The following is a 16,891-nucleotide window of genomic DNA, read 5'->3' on the forward strand; positions in this document are numbered from 1 at the left end:
TCGATGATCCTCACAGGCCAGCGTGGGCGGCAATGGCGGTGGCGATGGCGATGGCCAGGTGCGACGGGGTGCGCTTGATGGAGTACTCGGTCAGTTCCGGGTGGCTCTCGACGAAGCTGGTGTTGAACTGCGCGCTACGGAATTCCGGGTTCTTGAGGATTTCCTGGTAGTAGGCGGCAGTGGTCTTCACGCCTTGCACGCGCATGTCGTCCAGCGCACGCAGGCCACGGTCCAGCGCCTCTTCCCAGGTCAGCGCCCAGACCACCAGCTTCAGGCACATCGAGTCGTAGTACGGCGGGATGGTGTAGCCGGTGTAGATCGCCGTATCGGTGCGCACGCCGGGGCCGCCGGGCGCGTAGTAGCGGGTGATCTTGCCGAAGGACGGCAGGAAGTTGTTCTTCGGGTCTTCCGCGTTGATCCGGAACTGCAGCGCGAAGCCGCGGTGGATGATGTCTTCCTGCTTCACCGAGAGCGGCAGGCCCGAGGCGATGCGGATCTGCTCGCGGACGATGTCGATGCCGGTGATTTCCTCGGTGATGGTGTGTTCCACCTGCACGCGGGTGTTCATCTCCATGAAGTACACCTCGCCATCGGCGAGCAGGAACTCCACGGTGCCGGCGTTCTCGTAGCCCACGGCCTTGGCCGCGCGCACCGAGAGGTCACCGATGTAGGCGCGCTGCTCGGGGGTGAGCTGCGGGCTGGGGGCGATCTCGACGAGCTTCTGGTTGCGGCGCTGGATCGAGCAGTCACGCTCGAACAGGTGCACGGTGTTGCCGAAGGAGTCGGCCAGCACCTGGGCTTCGATGTGCTTCGGGTTGACGATGCACTTCTCGAGGAAGACTTCCGCGCTGCCGAACGCCTTGGTGGCCTCGGAGATCACGCGGGGGAAATTCTGCTCCAGCTCTTCACGGCTGTTGCAGCGGCGGATGCCGCGGCCGCCACCGCCGGAGGTGGCCTTGAGCATCACCGGGTAGCCGATGCGTTCGGCTTCGGAGATGGCTTCGGCGAGGTCGGCGACGTTGCCTTCGGTGCCGGGGGTGCAGGGCACGCCGGCGGCGATCATGCTGCGGCGCGCTTCGGTCTTGTCGCCCATGCGGCGGATCACTTCCGCCGACGGGCCGATGAACTTGATGCCGCGCTCGGCGCAGATGTCCGCCAGCTCGGCGTTCTCGGAGAGGAAACCGTAGCCCGGGTGCAGTGCGTCGCAACCGGTTTCCACCGCCAGGTTCACCAGGGCGCGCGGGTTGAGGTAACCGGCGAGCGGATCGGTGCCGATGCTGTGCGCTTCGTCGGCACGCTTGACGTGCAGGGCGTGGCGGTCGGCGTCGGCATAGACAGCCACCGAACGGATGCCCATCTCGGCGCAGGCGCGCACGATCCGGACAGCGATCTCCCCACGGTTGGCGATCAGGATTTTCTTGATCACTGCGGCTTTCCCTCGGCCCGGGCCTTGTGGACCCCGGCGTAAAAACCAATCGGCAGCTCCGGCAGCGGCAGCTGGACGTGTGGACCGGAGCGGGTTCCGGCGTGGGATTTACCCTATCGCGGGAAGGAGGATTAACCAAAATCAATAATTATTGGGGTAGCCATAAAGAATGCTTTATAGTCGCTGAAAAATACCGCCAAAAGACAGGCTTCTATGCGTAAGTCATTGATGCGTATGACCCTTCGTCAGCTGCAGGTTTTTCGCGCGGTGTGCGAAAGCCGTTCCTACAGCCGGGCGGCGGAGGAAATGGCGCTCACCCAGCCGGCGGTCAGCCTGCAGATTCGCCAGCTGGAAGAACTGGTCGGCCAGCCGCTGTTCGAGTACATCGGCAAGAAGCTCTACCAGACCGATGCCGCCGACGCCCTGCTGCGCGCCACCACCGACATCTTCCAGCGCCTGGAAGTGCTGGACATGAACCTCTCCGACCTCAAGGGCTCGCTGCAGGGCCAGCTGCGCCTGGCGGTGGAGTCCAGCGCCAAGTACATCACCCCGCACCTGTTCGCCGCCTTCCACGCACAGCACCCGGACGTCAGCCTGAACCTCACGGTGGTCAACCGCGCCCAGGCGATCAAGCGCCTCTCGGACAACCGCGACGACCTGGTGATCATGTCCCTGGTGCCCCAGGACATGGCCCTGGAGTTCCTGCCCTTCCTGAACAACCCGATCATCGCGGTGGCACCGCCGGATCACCCACTGTGCAACGCCGCCAAGCTCTCCCTGAAGGACCTGGAGCCCTATCCGCTGCTGGTCCGCGAACCCGGCTCGGGCACGCGCAAGGCCTGCGAGGAACACTTCCAGCAGAAGCGCGCGCACTTCCCGCAGACGCTGGAATTCGCCTCGCTGGAGGGTTCACGGGAAGGGGTATTGGCCGGCCTTGGCCTGGCGCTGCTGCCGCGCCATGCGGTGAGCCGCGAGCTGCACTCGGGCCTGCTGCGCGAGCTACCGGTGGAAGAGTTGCCGCTCTACCGCAGCTGGTGTCTGGTGCATGCCCGCGGCAAGCGCCTGAGCCCAGTGGCCCAGGCGTTCGTCACCTTCATCCGTGAAGAGCGGGCGCTGATCAGCCAGCTGGCCGAACGCTTCGCCGGCCCGCCCGCGCAGAAGTGAGGTAGGCGGCGGCGATCAGATCGGGGTAATCGGAGGTTTCCACGGCGAGGCGTTGCGCCTCCATGCGGTCTTCGATGGCGCGACGGAACTGCATGCGCCGCTGGTCTTCAATCTTGCGGCGGGTCTTGGCGTCCAGTTGGAGCTGGGTGTCGTCGATATGGCGGGGCATCTCGCATCTCCCAAGGCCGAAGGGCTGGAGACGCCAGCATGCTGACGACGGATGACCGTTTGACGACGTGGCGGTGAAGCGCCGGTGACGCCGACGAGTGGTCGGCGGGATGAACTTTGTAGGAGCTAGCTTGCTCGCGAACCGCTCAGCTCCAGGCCTCGCAGTTAGCCCTGTTCGCGAGCAAGCTCGCTCCTACGAAAAACGAAAAGCGCTCAGGACGCCTCTTCCGGGCGCTCCTCGTGGCTCTTCACCACTTTCGGCGACAGACGCAGGCTACGCAGGCTGCGCTTCACGCTCTTGAGGTGATTGACCAGGTCCGGGCCGCGAGCCATGGCCACGCCCATCGCCAGCACGTCGATCACCACCAGGTGGGCGATACGCGAGGTCAGCGGCGTGTAGATGTCGGTGTCTTCGTGTACATCCACGGCCAGGTTCACCGTGGCCAGGTCCGCCAGCGGGGTCTGGCTCGGGCACAGGGTGATCAGCGTGGCGCCGGCCTCGCGCACCAGGTTGGCGGTCACCAGCAGGTCCTTGGAACGGCCGGACTGGGAGATGCAGATGGCCACGTCCGAAGGCTTCAGGGTCACCGCCGACATGGCCTGCATGTGCGGGTCGGAGTAAGCCGCCGCCGAGAGCAGCAGGCGGAAGAACTTGTGCTGGGCATCCGCCGCCACCGCGCCGGAGGCGCCGAAGCCGTAGAACTCCACGCGCTGGGCATGGGCGATGGCCGCGATGGCGCGCTCCAGGGCGTGGGTGTCGAGGTGCTCACGGACCTCCATCAGCGAGTGCAGGGTGGTGTCGAAGATCTTCAGGCTGAAGTCCGCCACCGAGTCGGTCTCGTTGATCGAGAACTGGCCGAAGCTGGCGCCGGCGGCCAGGCTCTGCGCCAGCTTGAGCTTGAGGTCCTGGAAACCGCTGCAGCCGATGGCGCGGCAGAAGCGCACGATGGTCGGCTCGCTGACGCCAACGCCATGGGCGAGGTCCGCCATGGAGCTGTGCATGACCGATGCAGGGTCCTGCATCACGTGATCGGCAACCTTGAGCTCCGACTTGCGGAGCAGATGACGCGACTGGGCAATGTGCTGCAAAAGGTTCACAGGGGTAGGCTCGGTGATGATTGTCTGAGAATTCTGTAGTCTTGTTGTAGTTATACTACAAATCGACTCGCCAAGCCCAGGGAATAAGTCTTGAATACGCCCGCCAGCCTTAGTCTCCCCAGCTCCTGCGACATCCTGGTGTTCGGCGGTAGCGGCGACCTGGCCCTGCACAAGCTGCTGCCGGCGCTCTACCACCTGCACCGGGAAAACCGCCTGCCGGCCGACACGCGTATTTTCGCCCTCGCCCGCAGCAATCGCGACACCGCCTCCTACCTCGCCCTGGCCGAGCGCAACTGCCGCGCCCAGGTGGCGCGCAACGACTTTTCCGCCGAGGCCTGGCGCAGTTTTGCCCAGCGCCTGGAATACCTGGCGATGGACGCCTCGCAGAGCGCCGACTTCGGCCGGCTGGCCAAGGCGCTCAAGCGCAGCGAAGGCCGCGTGCTGGTGCATTACCTGGCCACCGCACCGAGCCTGTTCGCGCCGATCGCACAGAACCTGAAGGTCGCCGGGCTGGCCGGACCTCTGGCGCGCATCGTGCTGGAGAAGCCGCTGGGCCATTCGCTGGACTCGGCGCTGGCGATCAACCAGGCCATCGGCGAGGTGTTCGACGAATCGCGGGTATTTCGCATCGACCACTACCTGGGCAAGGAAACCGTGCAGAACCTGATGGCCCTGCGCTTCGCCAACACCCTGTTCGAGCCGGTGTGGCGCAACGGGCACATCGACCACGTGCAGATCACCGTCAACGAGACCCTGGGCGTGGAGAACCGTGGCGGCTACTACGACCACGCCGGGGCCATGCGCGACATGGTGCAGAACCACCTGCTGCAGCTGCTCTGCCTGGTGACCATGGAAGCGCCGGTACGCTTCGACGCCGAGGCGGTGCGCAACGAGAAGGTGAAGATTCTCCAGGCTCTCAGGCCGATTTCCGGACAGGACGTGCAGGACAAGACGGTGCGCGGCCAGTACACCGCCGGGTACATCGGCGGGCAGGAGGTACCGGCCTACTGGTTCGAGAAAAATATCGACAACGACAGCGATACGGAGACCTTCGTCGCCGTACAGGCCGAGATCGATAACTGGCGCTGGTCCGGCGTGCCTTTCTACCTGCGCACCGGCAAGCGCATGGCGAAGAAGTGCTCGGAGATCGTCATCCAGTTCAAGCCGGCACCCAACGGCCTGATCGGCAGTACCGCCAGCACGGCCAACCGCCTGTGGATAAGGTTGCAGCCCGAAGAGCGCATCAGCGTGCAGCTGATGGCCAAGGCACCGGGCAAGGGCATGCAGCTGGAGCCGGTGGAACTGGACCTCAACCTCGCCGAGGCCTTCAGCCGCAACAAGCGCCGCTGGGACGCCTACGAGCGCCTGCTGCTGGACGTGATCGAGGGCGACTCGACCCTGTTCATGCGCCGCGACGAGGTGGAAGCGGCCTGGAGCTGGGTCGACCCGATCCTTGCCGGCTGGCACGAGCACTACCAGAGCCCGCGCCCCTACCCCGCTGGCAGCAATGGGCCGGAGCAGGCGCAGACGCTGCTGGAGCTGCAGGGGCGCAAATGGCTGGAGTGAGGCTCCCGTAGGATAGGTAGAGCGCAGCGAAACCCATGCTGTCGGTGCGCGGGATTGATGGGTATCGCTTCGCTCCACACCATCCTACGAGGAGTTCGCCAGGCACATCGTCGCCAGAGCGTTCACATGATCCGTTGACCTCGCTCAGCACGCACAACCCGCGGATTTCCTAGAGTGGCGGCCTTTTTCCCACAACCCGCTCCGCCGCCATGTCCCACACTCCGTTTTCCCCCGAACTGCTCTGCCCCGCCGGCTCGCTGAAAAACCTGCGCCACGCCTTCGCCTATGGCGCCGACGCCGTCTACGCCGGCCAGCCGCGCTACAGCCTGCGGGTGCGCAACAACGAATTCGACCACGCCAACCTCGCCACCGGCATCAATGAAGCCCACGCCCTGGGCAAGCGCCTGTACGTAGTGGTGAACATCGCCCCGCACAACGCCAAGCTGAAAACCTTCCTGCAGGACGTGGAGTCGGTGATCACTCTCGGGCCGGATGCGCTGATCATGTCAGATCCCGGCCTGATCATGCTGGTTCGCCAGAATTTTCCCGAGGTTGATATCCATCTCTCGGTGCAGGCCAATGCGGTGAACTGGGCCAGCGTGGAGTTCTGGCGCCAGCAGGGCCTGAAGCGGGTGATCCTGTCCCGCGAGCTGTCGCTGGAGGAAATCGGCGAGATCCGCGAGCGTGTGCCCAGCATGGAGCTGGAAGTCTTCGTCCACGGCGCGCTGTGCATGGCCTATTCCGGCCGCTGCCTGCTGTCGGGCTACATCAACCGCCGCGACCCCAACCAGGGCACCTGCACCAATGCCTGCCGCTGGGAGTACAAGACCCACGCCGCCCACGAGGACGAGCTGGGCCATGCGGTGCGCAACGTCGAGCCGACCCTGGGCATCGGCGCTCCGAGCCGGGAAATCGTCCTGCTGGAGGAAGGCAATCGCCCTGGCGAGCTGATGGAGGCCTTCGAGGACGAGCACGGCACCTACATCATGAATTCCAAGGACCTGCGCGCCATCCAGCATGTGCAGCGTTTGACGCAGATGGGCGTGCATTCGCTGAAGATCGAGGGTCGGACCAAGTCCCACTACTACGTCGCCCGCACCGCCCAGGCCTACCGCAAGGCCATTGATGACGCCGTCGCCGGACGCGCCTTCGACCTCGGCCTGATGGACACCCTGGAGTCCCTCGCCCACCGCGGTTATACCGAGGGCTTCCTGCGCCGCCATGTGCATGACGAGTACCAGAACTACCAGTACGGCCACTCCCTTTCCGAGCGCCAGCAGTTCGTCGGCGAGTTCACCGGGGAGCGCCGCCACGGCCTGGCCGAGGTGCGGGTGAAGAATCGCTTCGAGGTGGGCGACAGCGTCGAGCTGATGACCCCGGCCGGCAACCGTACCTTCCGCCTGCAGGCGTTGGAGAACAATCGGGGCGAGTCCATCAGCGTCGCGCCGGGGGATGGGCATGTGGTCTATCTGCCGGTGCCCGAGGGGCTGGACCTGCAATACGCGCTGCTGATGCGCAACCTCAACGGCGGGAACACGCGGGATGCGCGGGAGCCGGCTGCGGCAGAAGGCTGCGGGAACGATTGCGGCAAGTGCGGGTGTGGCGGGAGCTGACCGGTCGGCCGCCCCTGCTACCGGAACAACCGTCGAAACGCCCGCAGGATGGCGTGGAGCGCAGCGATACCCATCAATCCCGTGCACCGGCAGCATGGGTATCGCTGCGCTCCACCCATCCTACGCAAACAATGCCAGCCCGAACCCACCGGCCTCACGGATTCTGCAGAAACACCACATACCCCCTGAACCACGGACTCCGCGCCAGATAGTCCGGCGCCTGCCACTCCCCGTACTGCGCCAGCCCGATGCGGAACGGCAGCTGCAATCGGGCCACGCGCGGCAGATAGGCCTGGTAGTTGGGAATGGTGTGCCGGCCCTGGTAGGTCTGCACCACCACTTCATCTACGACGCCGGCCAGTCGGTTGATGGTTTCAGGCGCACCGTTGCTGCCCCAGTCCATCAGGCCGGTGATGCTCAGCCGGCAATCCGCCGGCAGGCGCTTGCGCAGGTCCTGGAGGAAGTCGACGTACTCACCCAGGTAGCGCGTGCGCGCATCGAAGTCGATCTGCACACCCACCACCGGATTGCCGGCGGCGCGCCAGCGGCGCAGCTGGGCCAGCAGGGTGCGGTAGATGTCCTCGTGCCAGCGCAGGGTATGGGCGCGGTAGACCACCCAGACTTCGCCCTGCGACAGGCGCGGAATGGCGATGCCCTGGGCGATCAGCCGGGCGTTGCCGTTCTTGTAGCGCGGCGCGCTGACCTGGCCCTGCAGCACGTAGAGGGTGCGCGCCTGGGCCAGCACCGGTTGCGCGGCGACGCCGCTCCACAGCCAGAAGGCATCGTGGTCGGCGGCATCCACCTCGCCGGCGACGGCCCCGGCGCTGCCCAGCAGCAGCGCCAGGGCGACCGCAACGGTGCGCAGCATCGGCTTACCAGTAGTACTTCAGCGCCTTCGCCCAGGGCGTGGCGGCGTGCTGGCTCTTGAGCGCACGGAACCACTGCTTGCGCTGCGACGGGGCGATGTCCTGGCTGCCGCAGCCGTTGAAGCCGCTGGGCGCGAAGCAGTTGATCGCGCGGAACAGCGCATAGGCGCGGTCGTCTTCCGGTGCCTGCTTGTCGGCGATGACCTTGAGGTAGCCATCCATGCGCGAATACGCGGTGCCGGCGAACAACGACTCGCTGCCGCCCAGCTCGCGCTCGCTCGGCGGGTTGTCCAGCGGGAAGCTGTCCAGGTTGTTGCGCAGGATGAACTCGCCCAGGCAGTTCAGCGCCTTCGGTGGCTGCGGGCTCTGTTGCAGGTCGCGAGCCACGTCGGCGATCGCCGGGCATTCGTAGCCGGTGTCGTTCTTGCCGCCCGGCCACTGGAACAGCGTCAGCGGCATGCTGCCGTAGAGGTAGCCGATGCTGGCGCCCAGCGGCTTGCTGGTCGGCTCGGCGGGCAGCAGCGCGAGGTCGTTGATGAAGGCCGGGTACTGGCCGTGCAGCAGGTCCTTGTAGAGCAGGGCGAACAGCGCGGTGTCGCGCTCCTCGATCGATGCCGAAGTGGAGCGCGCCTGCTGGCGCAGCAGCTCGGGGCTGGCGACGTGGCGCAGGAGAATCTCGCGGATGATCGGCGTCTGTACCGGCGAACCCTCGGCGAAGACCTTCACCAGGCGGTCGCTGCGCTCATAGTTGAAGGCCAGGGCCAGTTCGATCTGGTCGTGCTGCAGCGGCTGACGGGCCAGGGGCAGCAGGCGCAGCCAGAGCTTCTCGGCGCCCAGCCAGTCATTGCCGGCCTCCAGGGCAAAGCCACGCAGGGTCTGCTGGCTGAAAGCGAGGTAGTCGAGCTTCTCGGGGATGTCCTCGGGCAGATTCTTCAGCGCCTCGGCCGGCTTTTCCTCGACGTACAGCTGGTAAGCCGCGGTCAGGTAGTCGTGCAGCCCAGGTTGCTTGGCGAACAGCTCCTTTTGCCCTGCGAGGGCGGCGCTGTCCAGCGCGCGGGACTCGTTCGGCTCGTGATGGCGCATCTGCATCAGGTCGAGCACGGCCAGCAGGCGTGGATCGCTGACATCGGCCGGATGAGCAGTCACCAGCAGCTTGTTGTCGACTTCCTGGATCAGCGGGCCCAGGTCGCCCTCGGCGTCGCGACGGGCGAACAGCTCGGCGTACTCACCGGCCAGCCGGCCCTCATCGCTCATCAGCCAATAGATGCGGCGCAGCAGGCCCTTGGCCGAGGCGCTGTACTGGCCCTGTGGATAACGCTCGAGGTAGTCGCCCAGGCTCGCCTCGGCACTCTTCAGGACGTTCTTGTCGACCTTGCGCAGATCGGGGTAGCCCATGTCGTCGAAGGCGTTCTGCTGGGCCTCGTTGAGCTGGCTGCGGGCGACCATGTAGCGCGCGGTTTCCTGTACCCAGGACAGGTCGCTGTCCTGCAGGGCGCGAAAGGCCTTGAGCGCCTCGCCGAAGCGGCCGCTGTAGAACTCCGCCGCACCTTTGAGGTAAGTGGCGAACGCCTTGCCCGGCGCGGATTTCAGGTCGCCGGGCAGGATGACGGTGAGCCGCGTGTCGTCCCACTGGCAGGCCCCGAGCAGGGTCAGGCGGCCGCGCGCCAGGCTCTGCCGCTCCTCGGCGGACAGTCCTTCGACGAGCAGCAGCTGGCTCAGGAAGTCCTGGGCTGTGCTGGCGTTGTTGCTGCGGCAGCGGCTGCCTTCGCCGCTGGCGAAGCTGTCGGCGGACTGCGCCAGGCTGTCCGCCGGCAAGCCGATGCGCGCCACCAGGTCGGCCAGCGGCGCGGACGCCCGGGTAGCGTTCGCCGGACCCTCGCCATCGGTGGACGATCCATCCTCGAGCCACCTCGCCATGGGGAACGGCACCTTGCCGTAACCCAGCTGCTGCTCGTCATCGGAGAGCGGCCGGTCCGGGATATTCGCCTGGCCAGAATCGGCCAGCAGCAGCTGCAGGTTGATCCGGCTGTCATTGCCGGGGCTCAGGAACGGCAGGCTGTTGCACACGTCCAGCGTGTCGCGCTTGAGGTTCCAGCTCGGGTAACAGGAATCGTCGCTGCTCGCGCGCGCTTCCTGCACGCCGAGGCAGCCAATCGTCAGGGCCAGAAGGGTGAGTCCGTGCAGACGCATGGAGGGTCCTTGTCCGTTGGGGCCCGCACGTCGGGCGCGGGGGGTTGGTTCAGTGGGAAGAATCTTACCTCGCCGCCCTTGCACTTGCGCGCTTCTATCGTCGCAGGACGGTAAACGCCAGCGAGCGCACGCCAGAGCCTGCGACACGTTGTCCAACTGAGGACTTGTTTGCTCCGGCGCAAAGAAGATTCCGCCCCAGAGGGTATCTCTGTGCTCAACGACGCATCGTCCATTACGGAGAAGTACCCATGCATGATCAGGAAGAGATGTCCCTTTCCCGGCGCACCCTGCTGGCCGGCGCGGTGGTCCTCGGTGTCACCGGCTCGATGCTCGGCAGCACCCGGGCCTTCGCCAAGGGCGAGCCCGCACCGAAGAACATGGGGCCGGCGGCTGACCTGTCGACGCTGGAGCACGTCCAGATCGAGCTGGTCGCCCCACCCTTCGTCCACGCGCACGAGCAACGCGCCACGGGCAAGCCGCGCGTGGTCCAGTTCCGCATGGTGATCGAGGAGAAGAAGCTGGTCATCGACGACGACGGCACCGAGATCCACGCCATGACTTTCAACGGCTCGGTACCGGGACCGCTGATGGTGGTGCACCAGGACGACTACCTCGAACTCACCCTGGTCAACCCGGCCAGCAACACCCTGACCCACAACATCGACTTCCACGCCTCCACCGGCGCCCTGGGCGGCGGGGCGCTGACCATCATCCAGCCCGGCGAGGAGGTCAAGCTGCGCTTCAAGGCCACCCGCCCCGGCGTATTCGTCTACCACTGCGCACCGGGCGGGGCGATGATCCCCTGGCACGTGGTCTCGGGCATGAACGGCGCCATCATGGTGCTGCCGCGCGACGGCCTGAGGGACCGTAACGGCAAGCCGTTGAAGTACGACAAGGTGTTCTACATCGGCGAACAGGACTTCTACGTCCCGCGCGACAAGGACGGCAACTTCAAGCGTTACGCCAAGCCGATGGACGGCTACAACGACATGCAGGAAGTCATGAAGGGGCTGGTCCCCAGCCATATCGTGTTCAACGGCAAGGTCGGCGCCCTCACCGGCAAGAACGCGCTCACCGCCAACGTCGGCGAGACCCTGCTGCTGGTCCACTCCCAGGCCAACCGCGATACCCGCCCGCACCTGATCGGCGGCCACGGCGACCACGTCTGGGCCACCGGCAAGTTCAACAACCCCCCGGAGCAGGACCTGGAAACCTGGCTGATCCCCGGCGGTGCGGCCGGCGCATCGCTTTACACCTTCCTGCAGCCGGGCCTGTACACCTACCTCAACCACAACCTGATCGAGGCGGTCCTGCTGGGCGCCGCCGCCCACATCCAGGTCGAAGGCAAGTGGAACGCCGACCTGATGAGCCAGATCGAGCCGCCCACGGCGATCAAGTAAGGCCCACGGCCGGCCCGCAGGGGCCGGTCATTTCCCGGACAGCGCTTCGCCGGACCTCACCGCCATGCGCAAGACAACCCTGATCGGCGTCCCCATCGCATTGCTGATCGCCGCCACCACCCTGCTGCTACGGCCGCAGTACGACGCAGAGCTGGCGCCGGAAACCGTGAAGCTGGTGCCGCGCGCCTTCGACTTCCGCCCGGCCGGCGACTACTGGCTGGAAAAGCGCGCGGTCGACGCCCCGTCACAGCGTGAGCACCTGGCCCCTCGCTTCGAAGTCATGAAGTACCAGGTCAGCCAGGCCGAGTACGCCCGCTGCGTGGCCGACGGCGATTGCCTGACGCTGGACAGCAACAGTGGCAACGCGGCGAACGCGGACCTCCCGCAAACCGGCGCCAGCCTGCTGGATGCACAGCTGTATGCCGACTGGCTGTCGAAGCGCACCGGCCAGGACTGGCGCCTGCCCACCGACCGCGAATGGGCTTTCTTCGCCGGCGCGCGCTGGGCCGATGATGCCCTGCGCATCGAGGATGATGACGGCAGCAACCCGGCCAGGCGCTGGCTGGCCCGTTACCGCCTCGAAGCCGAAAGCCGCACCAGCGCCTCGGCAGTGCCACAGGCGCGCGGCAGCCACGGCCTGAACGAGTTCGGCGTGGCGGACCTGGGCGGCAACGTCTGGGAATGGACGCAAAGCTGTCACCAGCGGGTCAATCTCGACGCCCAGGGCGCCCTGACCGACCGCGCGGAGTACTGCTCGATCCGCATCGCCGAAGGCCGCCACCGCGCCGCCATCAACGATTTCGTCCGCGATGCCCGTGGTGGCGGCTGCAGCGCGGGACAGCCACCGGACAACCTGGGTTTCCGTCTGGTCCGGGGCATCCCTTGATTCCCCTCAAGTTTCGCCGCTGCGATTGAACGGTATGCTGCGGCGAACCGAAGGGAATCATTGCCGTGACCGCCAATCTCCCCCTCAATCGCGCCTGGCTGGCCAACCTGCCGCCGTTCGCCAACACCAGCCGCGAGGAACAGGACGATATCCTGCGCGAAGCCAGCGTGCTGCGCCTGCACGGCGGCGCCACGGTATTCGAGCAGGGCACCCCGGCAGACGCCTTCTACCTGCTGGTCCACGGCCGGCTGAAGGCGACCCAGCTCACCGGCGACGGCCAGCGCGTACTGGTGCGGGTGGTCAATCCGGGGGATCTGTTCGGCTTCGTCCGCGCCCTGGGCCGGCGGGACTACCCGGCCACCGCCAGCGTCACCCTGGACAGCCTGGCGCTGGCCTGGCCGACCCGCCAGTGGGAGCCCCTGCTGGCGCGCCACCCCGGCTTCGCCCTGAACACCGTGCAAGCCATCGGCGAGCGCCTGCAGGAGGCCCATGTGCGCTTCTGCGAGCTGGCCACCGAGGAGGTCGAGCGGCGCGTCGCCCACACCGTGCTGCGCCTGATCCAGCACACCGGTTTTCCCGAGGCGGACGGCATCCGCATCGACTTCCCGGTCACCCGCCAGGACATCGCCGAGATGACCGGGACCACCCTGCACACCGTCTCGCGCATCCTGAGTGCCTGGGAGGACCGCGGCCTGGTTCGCGGCGGACGGCAGAAGCTGCTGGTACGCAATCCACAGCGGCTGATGCAGATTGCCGGCGGCGACGAGCGGGAAATCGCCCACGAGGGTGCTTGACTGCAATCAAGGAGCCTTGAGCCCCTGCGTCCCTAGACTGGCCGCAACCGCCACGATGATGGCAACCGCCGTGCCCACTCCACCCGAGGCCCGCCATGACCGACAAGCTTACCGAACGCACTTTGAGCGACCTGGCTTTCAGCCTGCCCGGCAGCACCGCGCTGTTCCACGACTACAAGCTGGATTTCTGCTGCGCCGGCCAGCGCAGCCTGGGCGAGGCGGCCAGCGAGTTGGGCCTCGACGCCCGGCGCATCGCCGAAGCACTGCAGGCGATGCCGCCGGCAGACGATCAAGTCGACTGGCGGCACAGCAGCAACGACCAGCTGATCGACCACATCCTGGAGCGCTACCACAGGGTCCACCGCGAGCAGTTGCCGGCCCTGATCCCGCTGGCCGAACGCGTCGAGAACACCCATGCCGCGCATCCGCAATGCCCGACCGGGCTGACCGCGCACCTGAAGAAGATGCTGGAAGAACTGGAGTGGCACATGTGCAAGGAGGAAAGCGTGCTGTTCCCCTGGCTGCGCCAGGGGATTCCGCTGACCCACGTGCAGGGACCGATCGGCGTGATGCGTCATGAGCACGACGAGCATTCGCAGTCGCTGGCCGTACTGGCCGACCTGACCGGCGATCTCACCGTCCCCGCCGACGGCTGCAACAGCTGGCGCCGGCTCTACGCCGGGCTGGAAGAGCTGCGCCGCGACCTGATGCAGCACATCCACCTTGAGAACAACCTGCTGTTCCTCGGCGCCAACCACCCGGCCTGAGGAGCGGCCTCGGGCTGCCGGGAGTAAGACCAGTGACAGCTTGTCTCATCACGCTGCCGGGCAGCGACGCGCATACTGGGCGGATTGTCCCCGCCCAGGAGCGCTCCGCCATGCTCGCGCATCGCGTCCACCACCAGATTCTGTGCGGCCACCACCTGTTCAACGTGCTCAACGAAGAACAGCTGGAGCAGCTGCTCGCCACCAGCACGCTGCTCAACCTGGAGAAGGGCGACAAGCTGTTCCTCCAGGGTGAGCCGGCCCATGCCTTCTATTTCGTGATTTCCGGCGCGGTGAAGATATTCCGCCTGACTCCCGAGGGGCAGGAGAAGGTGCTGGAAGTCGTCGGCAGCCGGCAGACCTTTGCCGAAGCCATGATGCTGATGGACACCTCCAACTACGTGGCCTCGGCCCAGGCGCTGGAGCCCACCCAGGTCTACCGCTTCGCCAACCGCACCTACATGGAACTGCTGCACAGCAACCCGCAGTTGCCCTTCTCCCTGCTCGCCACCCTCTGCGTGCGCCTGCACCGGCGGATCAACGAGATCGAGACGCTGTCGCTGAAGAACTCCACCCACCGCGTGGTGCGCTACCTGATCACCCAGTTGAACCGCCAGGGCGGCGAAGACAACCGCTTCGACCTGCCGATGGCCAAGCAATTGGTGGCCGGACACCTGTCGATCCAGCCGGAAACCTTCTCCCGCGTGCTACGGCGGCTGATCGACGAGGACATCATCGACCTGAACGGCCGCACCGTGCAGGTGCTCGACGTGGCGCGACTGGAACAGTTCGAGTAAGCCATGCGCCAGTGCCTGTACTGCCAGTTTGAGGCCCCCGAGGTCGCTGCGGATTGCCCGCAGTGCGGGATGCCCCTGCCGGTGGACCAGGCACTGGCGAAGCAGCGCCGGCTGCGGCGCTTCGCCTGGTATTGCGCGTTTCTCGCGGTGTTCTGCCTGGTCATGATGTTCTGGTTGCCGCGCTGATTTCCGCTTTCCGCCGTTACCGCGAACTCCCCCAATCTGGCGCCATGGACTCACCCTGTAGGAGCGGGCCATGCCCGCGATCGCGCGCATGGCCCGCTCCTACAATGGGTTATCCCTGCCGGCGGGTGAGCTGCCGGTAGAGCTGCGGCAACTGCACCGGCAGCTGTGCCGGATCGTTGATCAGCAGGTAGCCCTGGCTGCCGAACAGGTGCGGCAGGTAGTCCGCCGCCTCGCGATCAATGGTGATGCAGAACGGCACAAGTCCCGCACGACGGGCTTCCAGCACCGCCTGGCGGGTGTCCTCGACGCCATAGCGCCCCTCATACACATCCAGGTCATTGGGCTTGCCGTCGGTGAGGATCAGCAGCACGCGCTGGCGCTCCTTGCGCTCCAGCAGCAGCTGCGTGGCCCGGCGGATCGCCGCGCCCATGCGCGTGTAGTAGCCGGGACGCAGCGCACGGATGCGCCCGCGCACGACATCGTTGTAGCGCTCATCAAAGGTCTTCAGCTGGGTCAGGCGCACCTGCTGGCGACGCAGCGAAGAGAACCCGTACAGCGCGAAACGATCGCCCACCGCCTGCAGCGCCTCGCCGAACAGCAGCAGGCTGTCGCTGATCAGGTCGATCACCCGGTGGTCGTTGTCGATGTGCGCGTCTGTGGACATCGACAGGTCCGCCAGTAGCAGGCAGGCGAGATCGCGGCGGGTCTGCCGGCGCTCGAGGAAAAGCCCCGACTCGCTGCACGCGCCCAGGCGCCGTTCGACGCTGAAATCCAGCCAGGCTTCGAGGTCCAGCTCTGCGCCCTGGGGTTGTCGGCGCAGCCATTGCGGCTGCTGGCGCAGGCTCTCGAACTGCCGACGCAGGCGCCGCGCAATGGGCGCCAGGGCATCAGGCAGCGGCGCCGGCACGGCATCGCGGGGCAGCATCGGCTGCAGGCAGACGTGGTCGTCGATCAGTTGCTGGCGGCGGTAATCCCATTCCGGCAAGCGAATGCCCTCGCCCAGCGGCACGTCGTCGAAGTCGGCGGCCGGCAGGTCGAGGTCGAGCTTCAGCCCGCCGCCCTTCTTCTGCCGTTGCCGCGACAGGCTCAGGTGATCGAGGTCGTCGGCGACCCTGGCCGCATCCAGGTCCTCGCTGTCGTCGCCGGCGCGGTCCAGTTCGATGTGCTCGGACCAGCTGAACAGGTTTTCCAGGCGGAACAGCAGCAGACCACCCCGGCCGGGGTCCTGCTCGACCCGCTCGGCACGCTTGCGCGCCAGTCCCTTGGCTTCACTGTGGGCGGAGCGGCCTTGCTCGTCGCCGTCGATCAGGTCGGTGTGCTGTGGTGCAGCTAACCGTTGCGGTGGATAGAGCCACAACGGCACTGGCCAGGGCGCCTTCTCGCTGCGCGGCAGGCGCTCAACGCTGCCCGGATCGCGCAGCGCCTGTTGCAGCGCCCGCTCCAGTTCGGCCTCGGCAGTTGGCAGGCCGCTGGGATCAGGGCGCAGGCTCAGCAGCGCGTCCACCAGCCGACGGTAACGCGGACGCAGCAGCGGGTAGCGCTCGAGCACGGCGCCGGTCCAGGCCTGGTTGTCGCGTGCCCAGTGGCGCATCGGCTGGCTGTGGGCGGCGAGCAGCGCCAGCCAGCGGTAGAGTTCGCGGTTCAGTTCGGCGTCGGGGTACACCGCCAGCTGCGCAGGCAGGCGCAGGGAATCGGCGTCGAACCAGGCCACCGGCAATTGCTGGCAGGTACCGGCCACCTGTTGCAGCAGACTGCGGCGCACCAGCAGTTCACGAGCGCTGGCGGCTTCCACGCCGACGCCAGCCTCACCACCGGTGCCGCGGAACAGCAGCAGCAGACTGCGGCGCATGTCGTCCAGGGTCACCGCCGCCTCTTCGAACTCCGGGCTGGCGTGGCGCGTGATGAAGCGGTGCCAGACGCGGCCGAAGCCTTCTTCGATTTCGAGGTGGATGGTCATGGCGCCCCCAGCAGAA

At 66.5% G+C, this 16,891-nt stretch carries 15 protein-coding genes; 9 read left to right on the plus strand and 6 right to left on the minus strand.

What is annotated here, in order from left to right; all coding sequences use genetic code 11:
- Positions 1 to 10 precede the first annotated feature (10 nt).
- On the minus strand, positions 11 to 1,426 hold the full coding sequence (locus tag GA645_RS28075; protein WP_152227588.1) for an acetyl-CoA carboxylase biotin carboxylase subunit: 1,416 nt from the start codon (positions 1,424 to 1,426) through the stop codon (positions 11 to 13).
- A 228-nt stretch (positions 1,427 to 1,654) separates the two neighbouring features.
- Between GA645_RS28075 and GA645_RS28080 the strand changes: the two genes are divergently transcribed.
- The gene (locus tag GA645_RS28080) at positions 1,655 to 2,590 is read left to right on the plus strand and encodes a LysR family transcriptional regulator (RefSeq protein ID WP_152228364.1); all 936 of its coding nucleotides are present in this window, start codon (positions 1,655 to 1,657) and stop codon (positions 2,588 to 2,590) included.
- On the opposite strand, the gene GA645_RS28085 is transcribed toward GA645_RS28080, so the two are convergent.
- The gene (locus GA645_RS28085; protein WP_152227590.1) at positions 2,544 to 2,759 is read right to left on the minus strand and encodes a PA3496 family putative envelope integrity protein; all 216 of its coding nucleotides are present in this window, start codon (positions 2,757 to 2,759) and stop codon (positions 2,544 to 2,546) included. The genes GA645_RS28080 and GA645_RS28085 overlap by 47 nt on opposite strands.
- Before the next feature lie 212 nt (positions 2,760 to 2,971).
- Positions 2,972 to 3,856 (minus strand): transcriptional regulator HexR, encoded by an 885-nt coding sequence (gene hexR / locus GA645_RS28090; RefSeq protein WP_152227592.1) that lies wholly within the window; start codon positions 3,854 to 3,856, stop codon positions 2,972 to 2,974.
- A gap of 90 nt (positions 3,857 to 3,946) precedes the next feature.
- Between hexR and zwf the strand changes: the two genes are divergently transcribed.
- A complete protein-coding gene (gene zwf, locus GA645_RS28095) occupies positions 3,947 to 5,422 on the plus strand; it encodes a glucose-6-phosphate dehydrogenase (RefSeq protein ID WP_152227594.1) in 1,476 nt (491 codons plus the stop codon).
- Between the two features lie 209 nt (positions 5,423 to 5,631).
- A complete protein-coding gene (yegQ, locus tag GA645_RS28100) occupies positions 5,632 to 7,035 on the plus strand; it encodes a tRNA 5-hydroxyuridine modification protein YegQ (RefSeq protein ID WP_152227596.1) in 1,404 nt (467 codons plus the stop codon).
- Between the two features lie 154 nt (positions 7,036 to 7,189).
- Here the strand turns inward: yegQ and GA645_RS28105 are convergent, their stop codons facing one another.
- Positions 7,190 to 7,903 (minus strand): DUF3142 domain-containing protein, encoded by a 714-nt coding sequence (locus GA645_RS28105; RefSeq protein ID WP_152227598.1) that lies wholly within the window; start codon positions 7,901 to 7,903, stop codon positions 7,190 to 7,192.
- A gap of 4 nt (positions 7,904 to 7,907) precedes the next feature.
- Entirely contained in the window at positions 7,908 to 10,091 is a 2,184-nt protein-coding gene (locus GA645_RS28110) for an outer membrane assembly lipoprotein YfiO (RefSeq protein WP_152227600.1), read from the minus strand.
- A gap of 377 nt (positions 10,092 to 10,468) precedes the next feature.
- Between GA645_RS28110 and nirK the strand changes: the two genes are divergently transcribed.
- From nirK to GA645_RS28140, 6 genes are all read left to right on the plus strand, one after another.
- Entirely contained in the window at positions 10,469 to 11,491 is a 1,023-nt protein-coding gene (nirK, locus tag GA645_RS28115; RefSeq protein WP_256676219.1) for a copper-containing nitrite reductase, read from the plus strand.
- Between the two features lie 64 nt (positions 11,492 to 11,555).
- A complete protein-coding gene (locus tag GA645_RS28120; RefSeq protein WP_152227614.1) occupies positions 11,556 to 12,377 on the plus strand; it encodes an SUMF1/EgtB/PvdO family nonheme iron enzyme in 822 nt (273 codons plus the stop codon).
- A gap of 65 nt (positions 12,378 to 12,442) precedes the next feature.
- On the plus strand, positions 12,443 to 13,171 hold the full coding sequence (locus tag GA645_RS28125; protein WP_152227616.1) for a Crp/Fnr family transcriptional regulator: 729 nt from the start codon (positions 12,443 to 12,445) through the stop codon (positions 13,169 to 13,171).
- Between the two features lie 95 nt (positions 13,172 to 13,266).
- Positions 13,267 to 13,938 (plus strand): iron-sulfur cluster repair protein YtfE, encoded by a 672-nt coding sequence (gene ytfE / locus GA645_RS28130; protein WP_152227618.1) that lies wholly within the window; start codon positions 13,267 to 13,269, stop codon positions 13,936 to 13,938.
- A 110-nt stretch (positions 13,939 to 14,048) separates the two neighbouring features.
- Positions 14,049 to 14,732, plus strand: coding sequence for a Crp/Fnr family transcriptional regulator (locus tag GA645_RS28135; protein ID WP_152227620.1), 684 nt, complete (start codon positions 14,049 to 14,051; stop codon positions 14,730 to 14,732).
- Between the two features lie 3 nt (positions 14,733 to 14,735).
- On the plus strand, positions 14,736 to 14,918 hold the full coding sequence (locus tag GA645_RS28140; protein WP_152227622.1) for a protein DnrP: 183 nt from the start codon (positions 14,736 to 14,738) through the stop codon (positions 14,916 to 14,918).
- A gap of 109 nt (positions 14,919 to 15,027) precedes the next feature.
- Here GA645_RS28140 and GA645_RS28145 read toward each other — a convergent pair whose 3' ends face one another.
- Positions 15,028 to 16,875: a nitric oxide reductase activation protein NorD gene (locus GA645_RS28145; protein ID WP_152227624.1), complete on the minus strand. Its 1,848-nt coding sequence runs from the start codon at positions 16,873 to 16,875 to the stop codon at positions 15,028 to 15,030.
- Between the last annotated feature and the right edge of the window lie 16 nt (positions 16,876 to 16,891).

Origin of the sequence: Pseudomonas sp. SCB32, from assembly GCF_009189165.1 — a bacterium.
GTDB lineage: Bacteria > Pseudomonadota > Gammaproteobacteria > Pseudomonadales > Pseudomonadaceae > Pseudomonas.

What these genes read in the sequence shown, in the direction of transcription:
- nirK (WP_256676219.1), top strand. Translation starts at nt 10,469, where the DNA reads ATGGGGCCGGCGGCTGACCTGTCGACGCTGGAGCACGTCCAGATCGAG.
- GA645_RS28135 (WP_152227620.1), top strand. Translation starts at nt 14,049, where the DNA reads ATGCTCGCGCATCGCGTCCACCACCAGATTCTGTGCGGCCACCACCTG.
- GA645_RS28085 (WP_152227590.1), bottom strand. Translation starts at nt 2,759, where the DNA reads ATGCCCCGCCATATCGACGACACCCAGCTCCAACTGGACGCCAAGACC.
- GA645_RS28080 (WP_152228364.1), top strand. Translation starts at nt 1,655, where the DNA reads ATGCGTATGACCCTTCGTCAGCTGCAGGTTTTTCGCGCGGTGTGCGAA.
- GA645_RS28120 (WP_152227614.1), top strand. Translation starts at nt 11,556, where the DNA reads ATGCGCAAGACAACCCTGATCGGCGTCCCCATCGCATTGCTGATCGCC.
- GA645_RS28145 (WP_152227624.1), bottom strand. Translation starts at nt 16,875, where the DNA reads ATGACCATCCACCTCGAAATCGAAGAAGGCTTCGGCCGCGTCTGGCAC.
- ytfE (WP_152227618.1), top strand. Translation starts at nt 13,267, where the DNA reads ATGACCGACAAGCTTACCGAACGCACTTTGAGCGACCTGGCTTTCAGC.
- GA645_RS28140 (WP_152227622.1), top strand. Translation starts at nt 14,736, where the DNA reads ATGCGCCAGTGCCTGTACTGCCAGTTTGAGGCCCCCGAGGTCGCTGCG.
- GA645_RS28110 (WP_152227600.1), bottom strand. Translation starts at nt 10,091, where the DNA reads ATGCGTCTGCACGGACTCACCCTTCTGGCCCTGACGATTGGCTGCCTC.
- GA645_RS28105 (WP_152227598.1), bottom strand. Translation starts at nt 7,903, where the DNA reads ATGCTGCGCACCGTTGCGGTCGCCCTGGCGCTGCTGCTGGGCAGCGCC.
- yegQ (WP_152227596.1), top strand. Translation starts at nt 5,632, where the DNA reads ATGTCCCACACTCCGTTTTCCCCCGAACTGCTCTGCCCCGCCGGCTCG.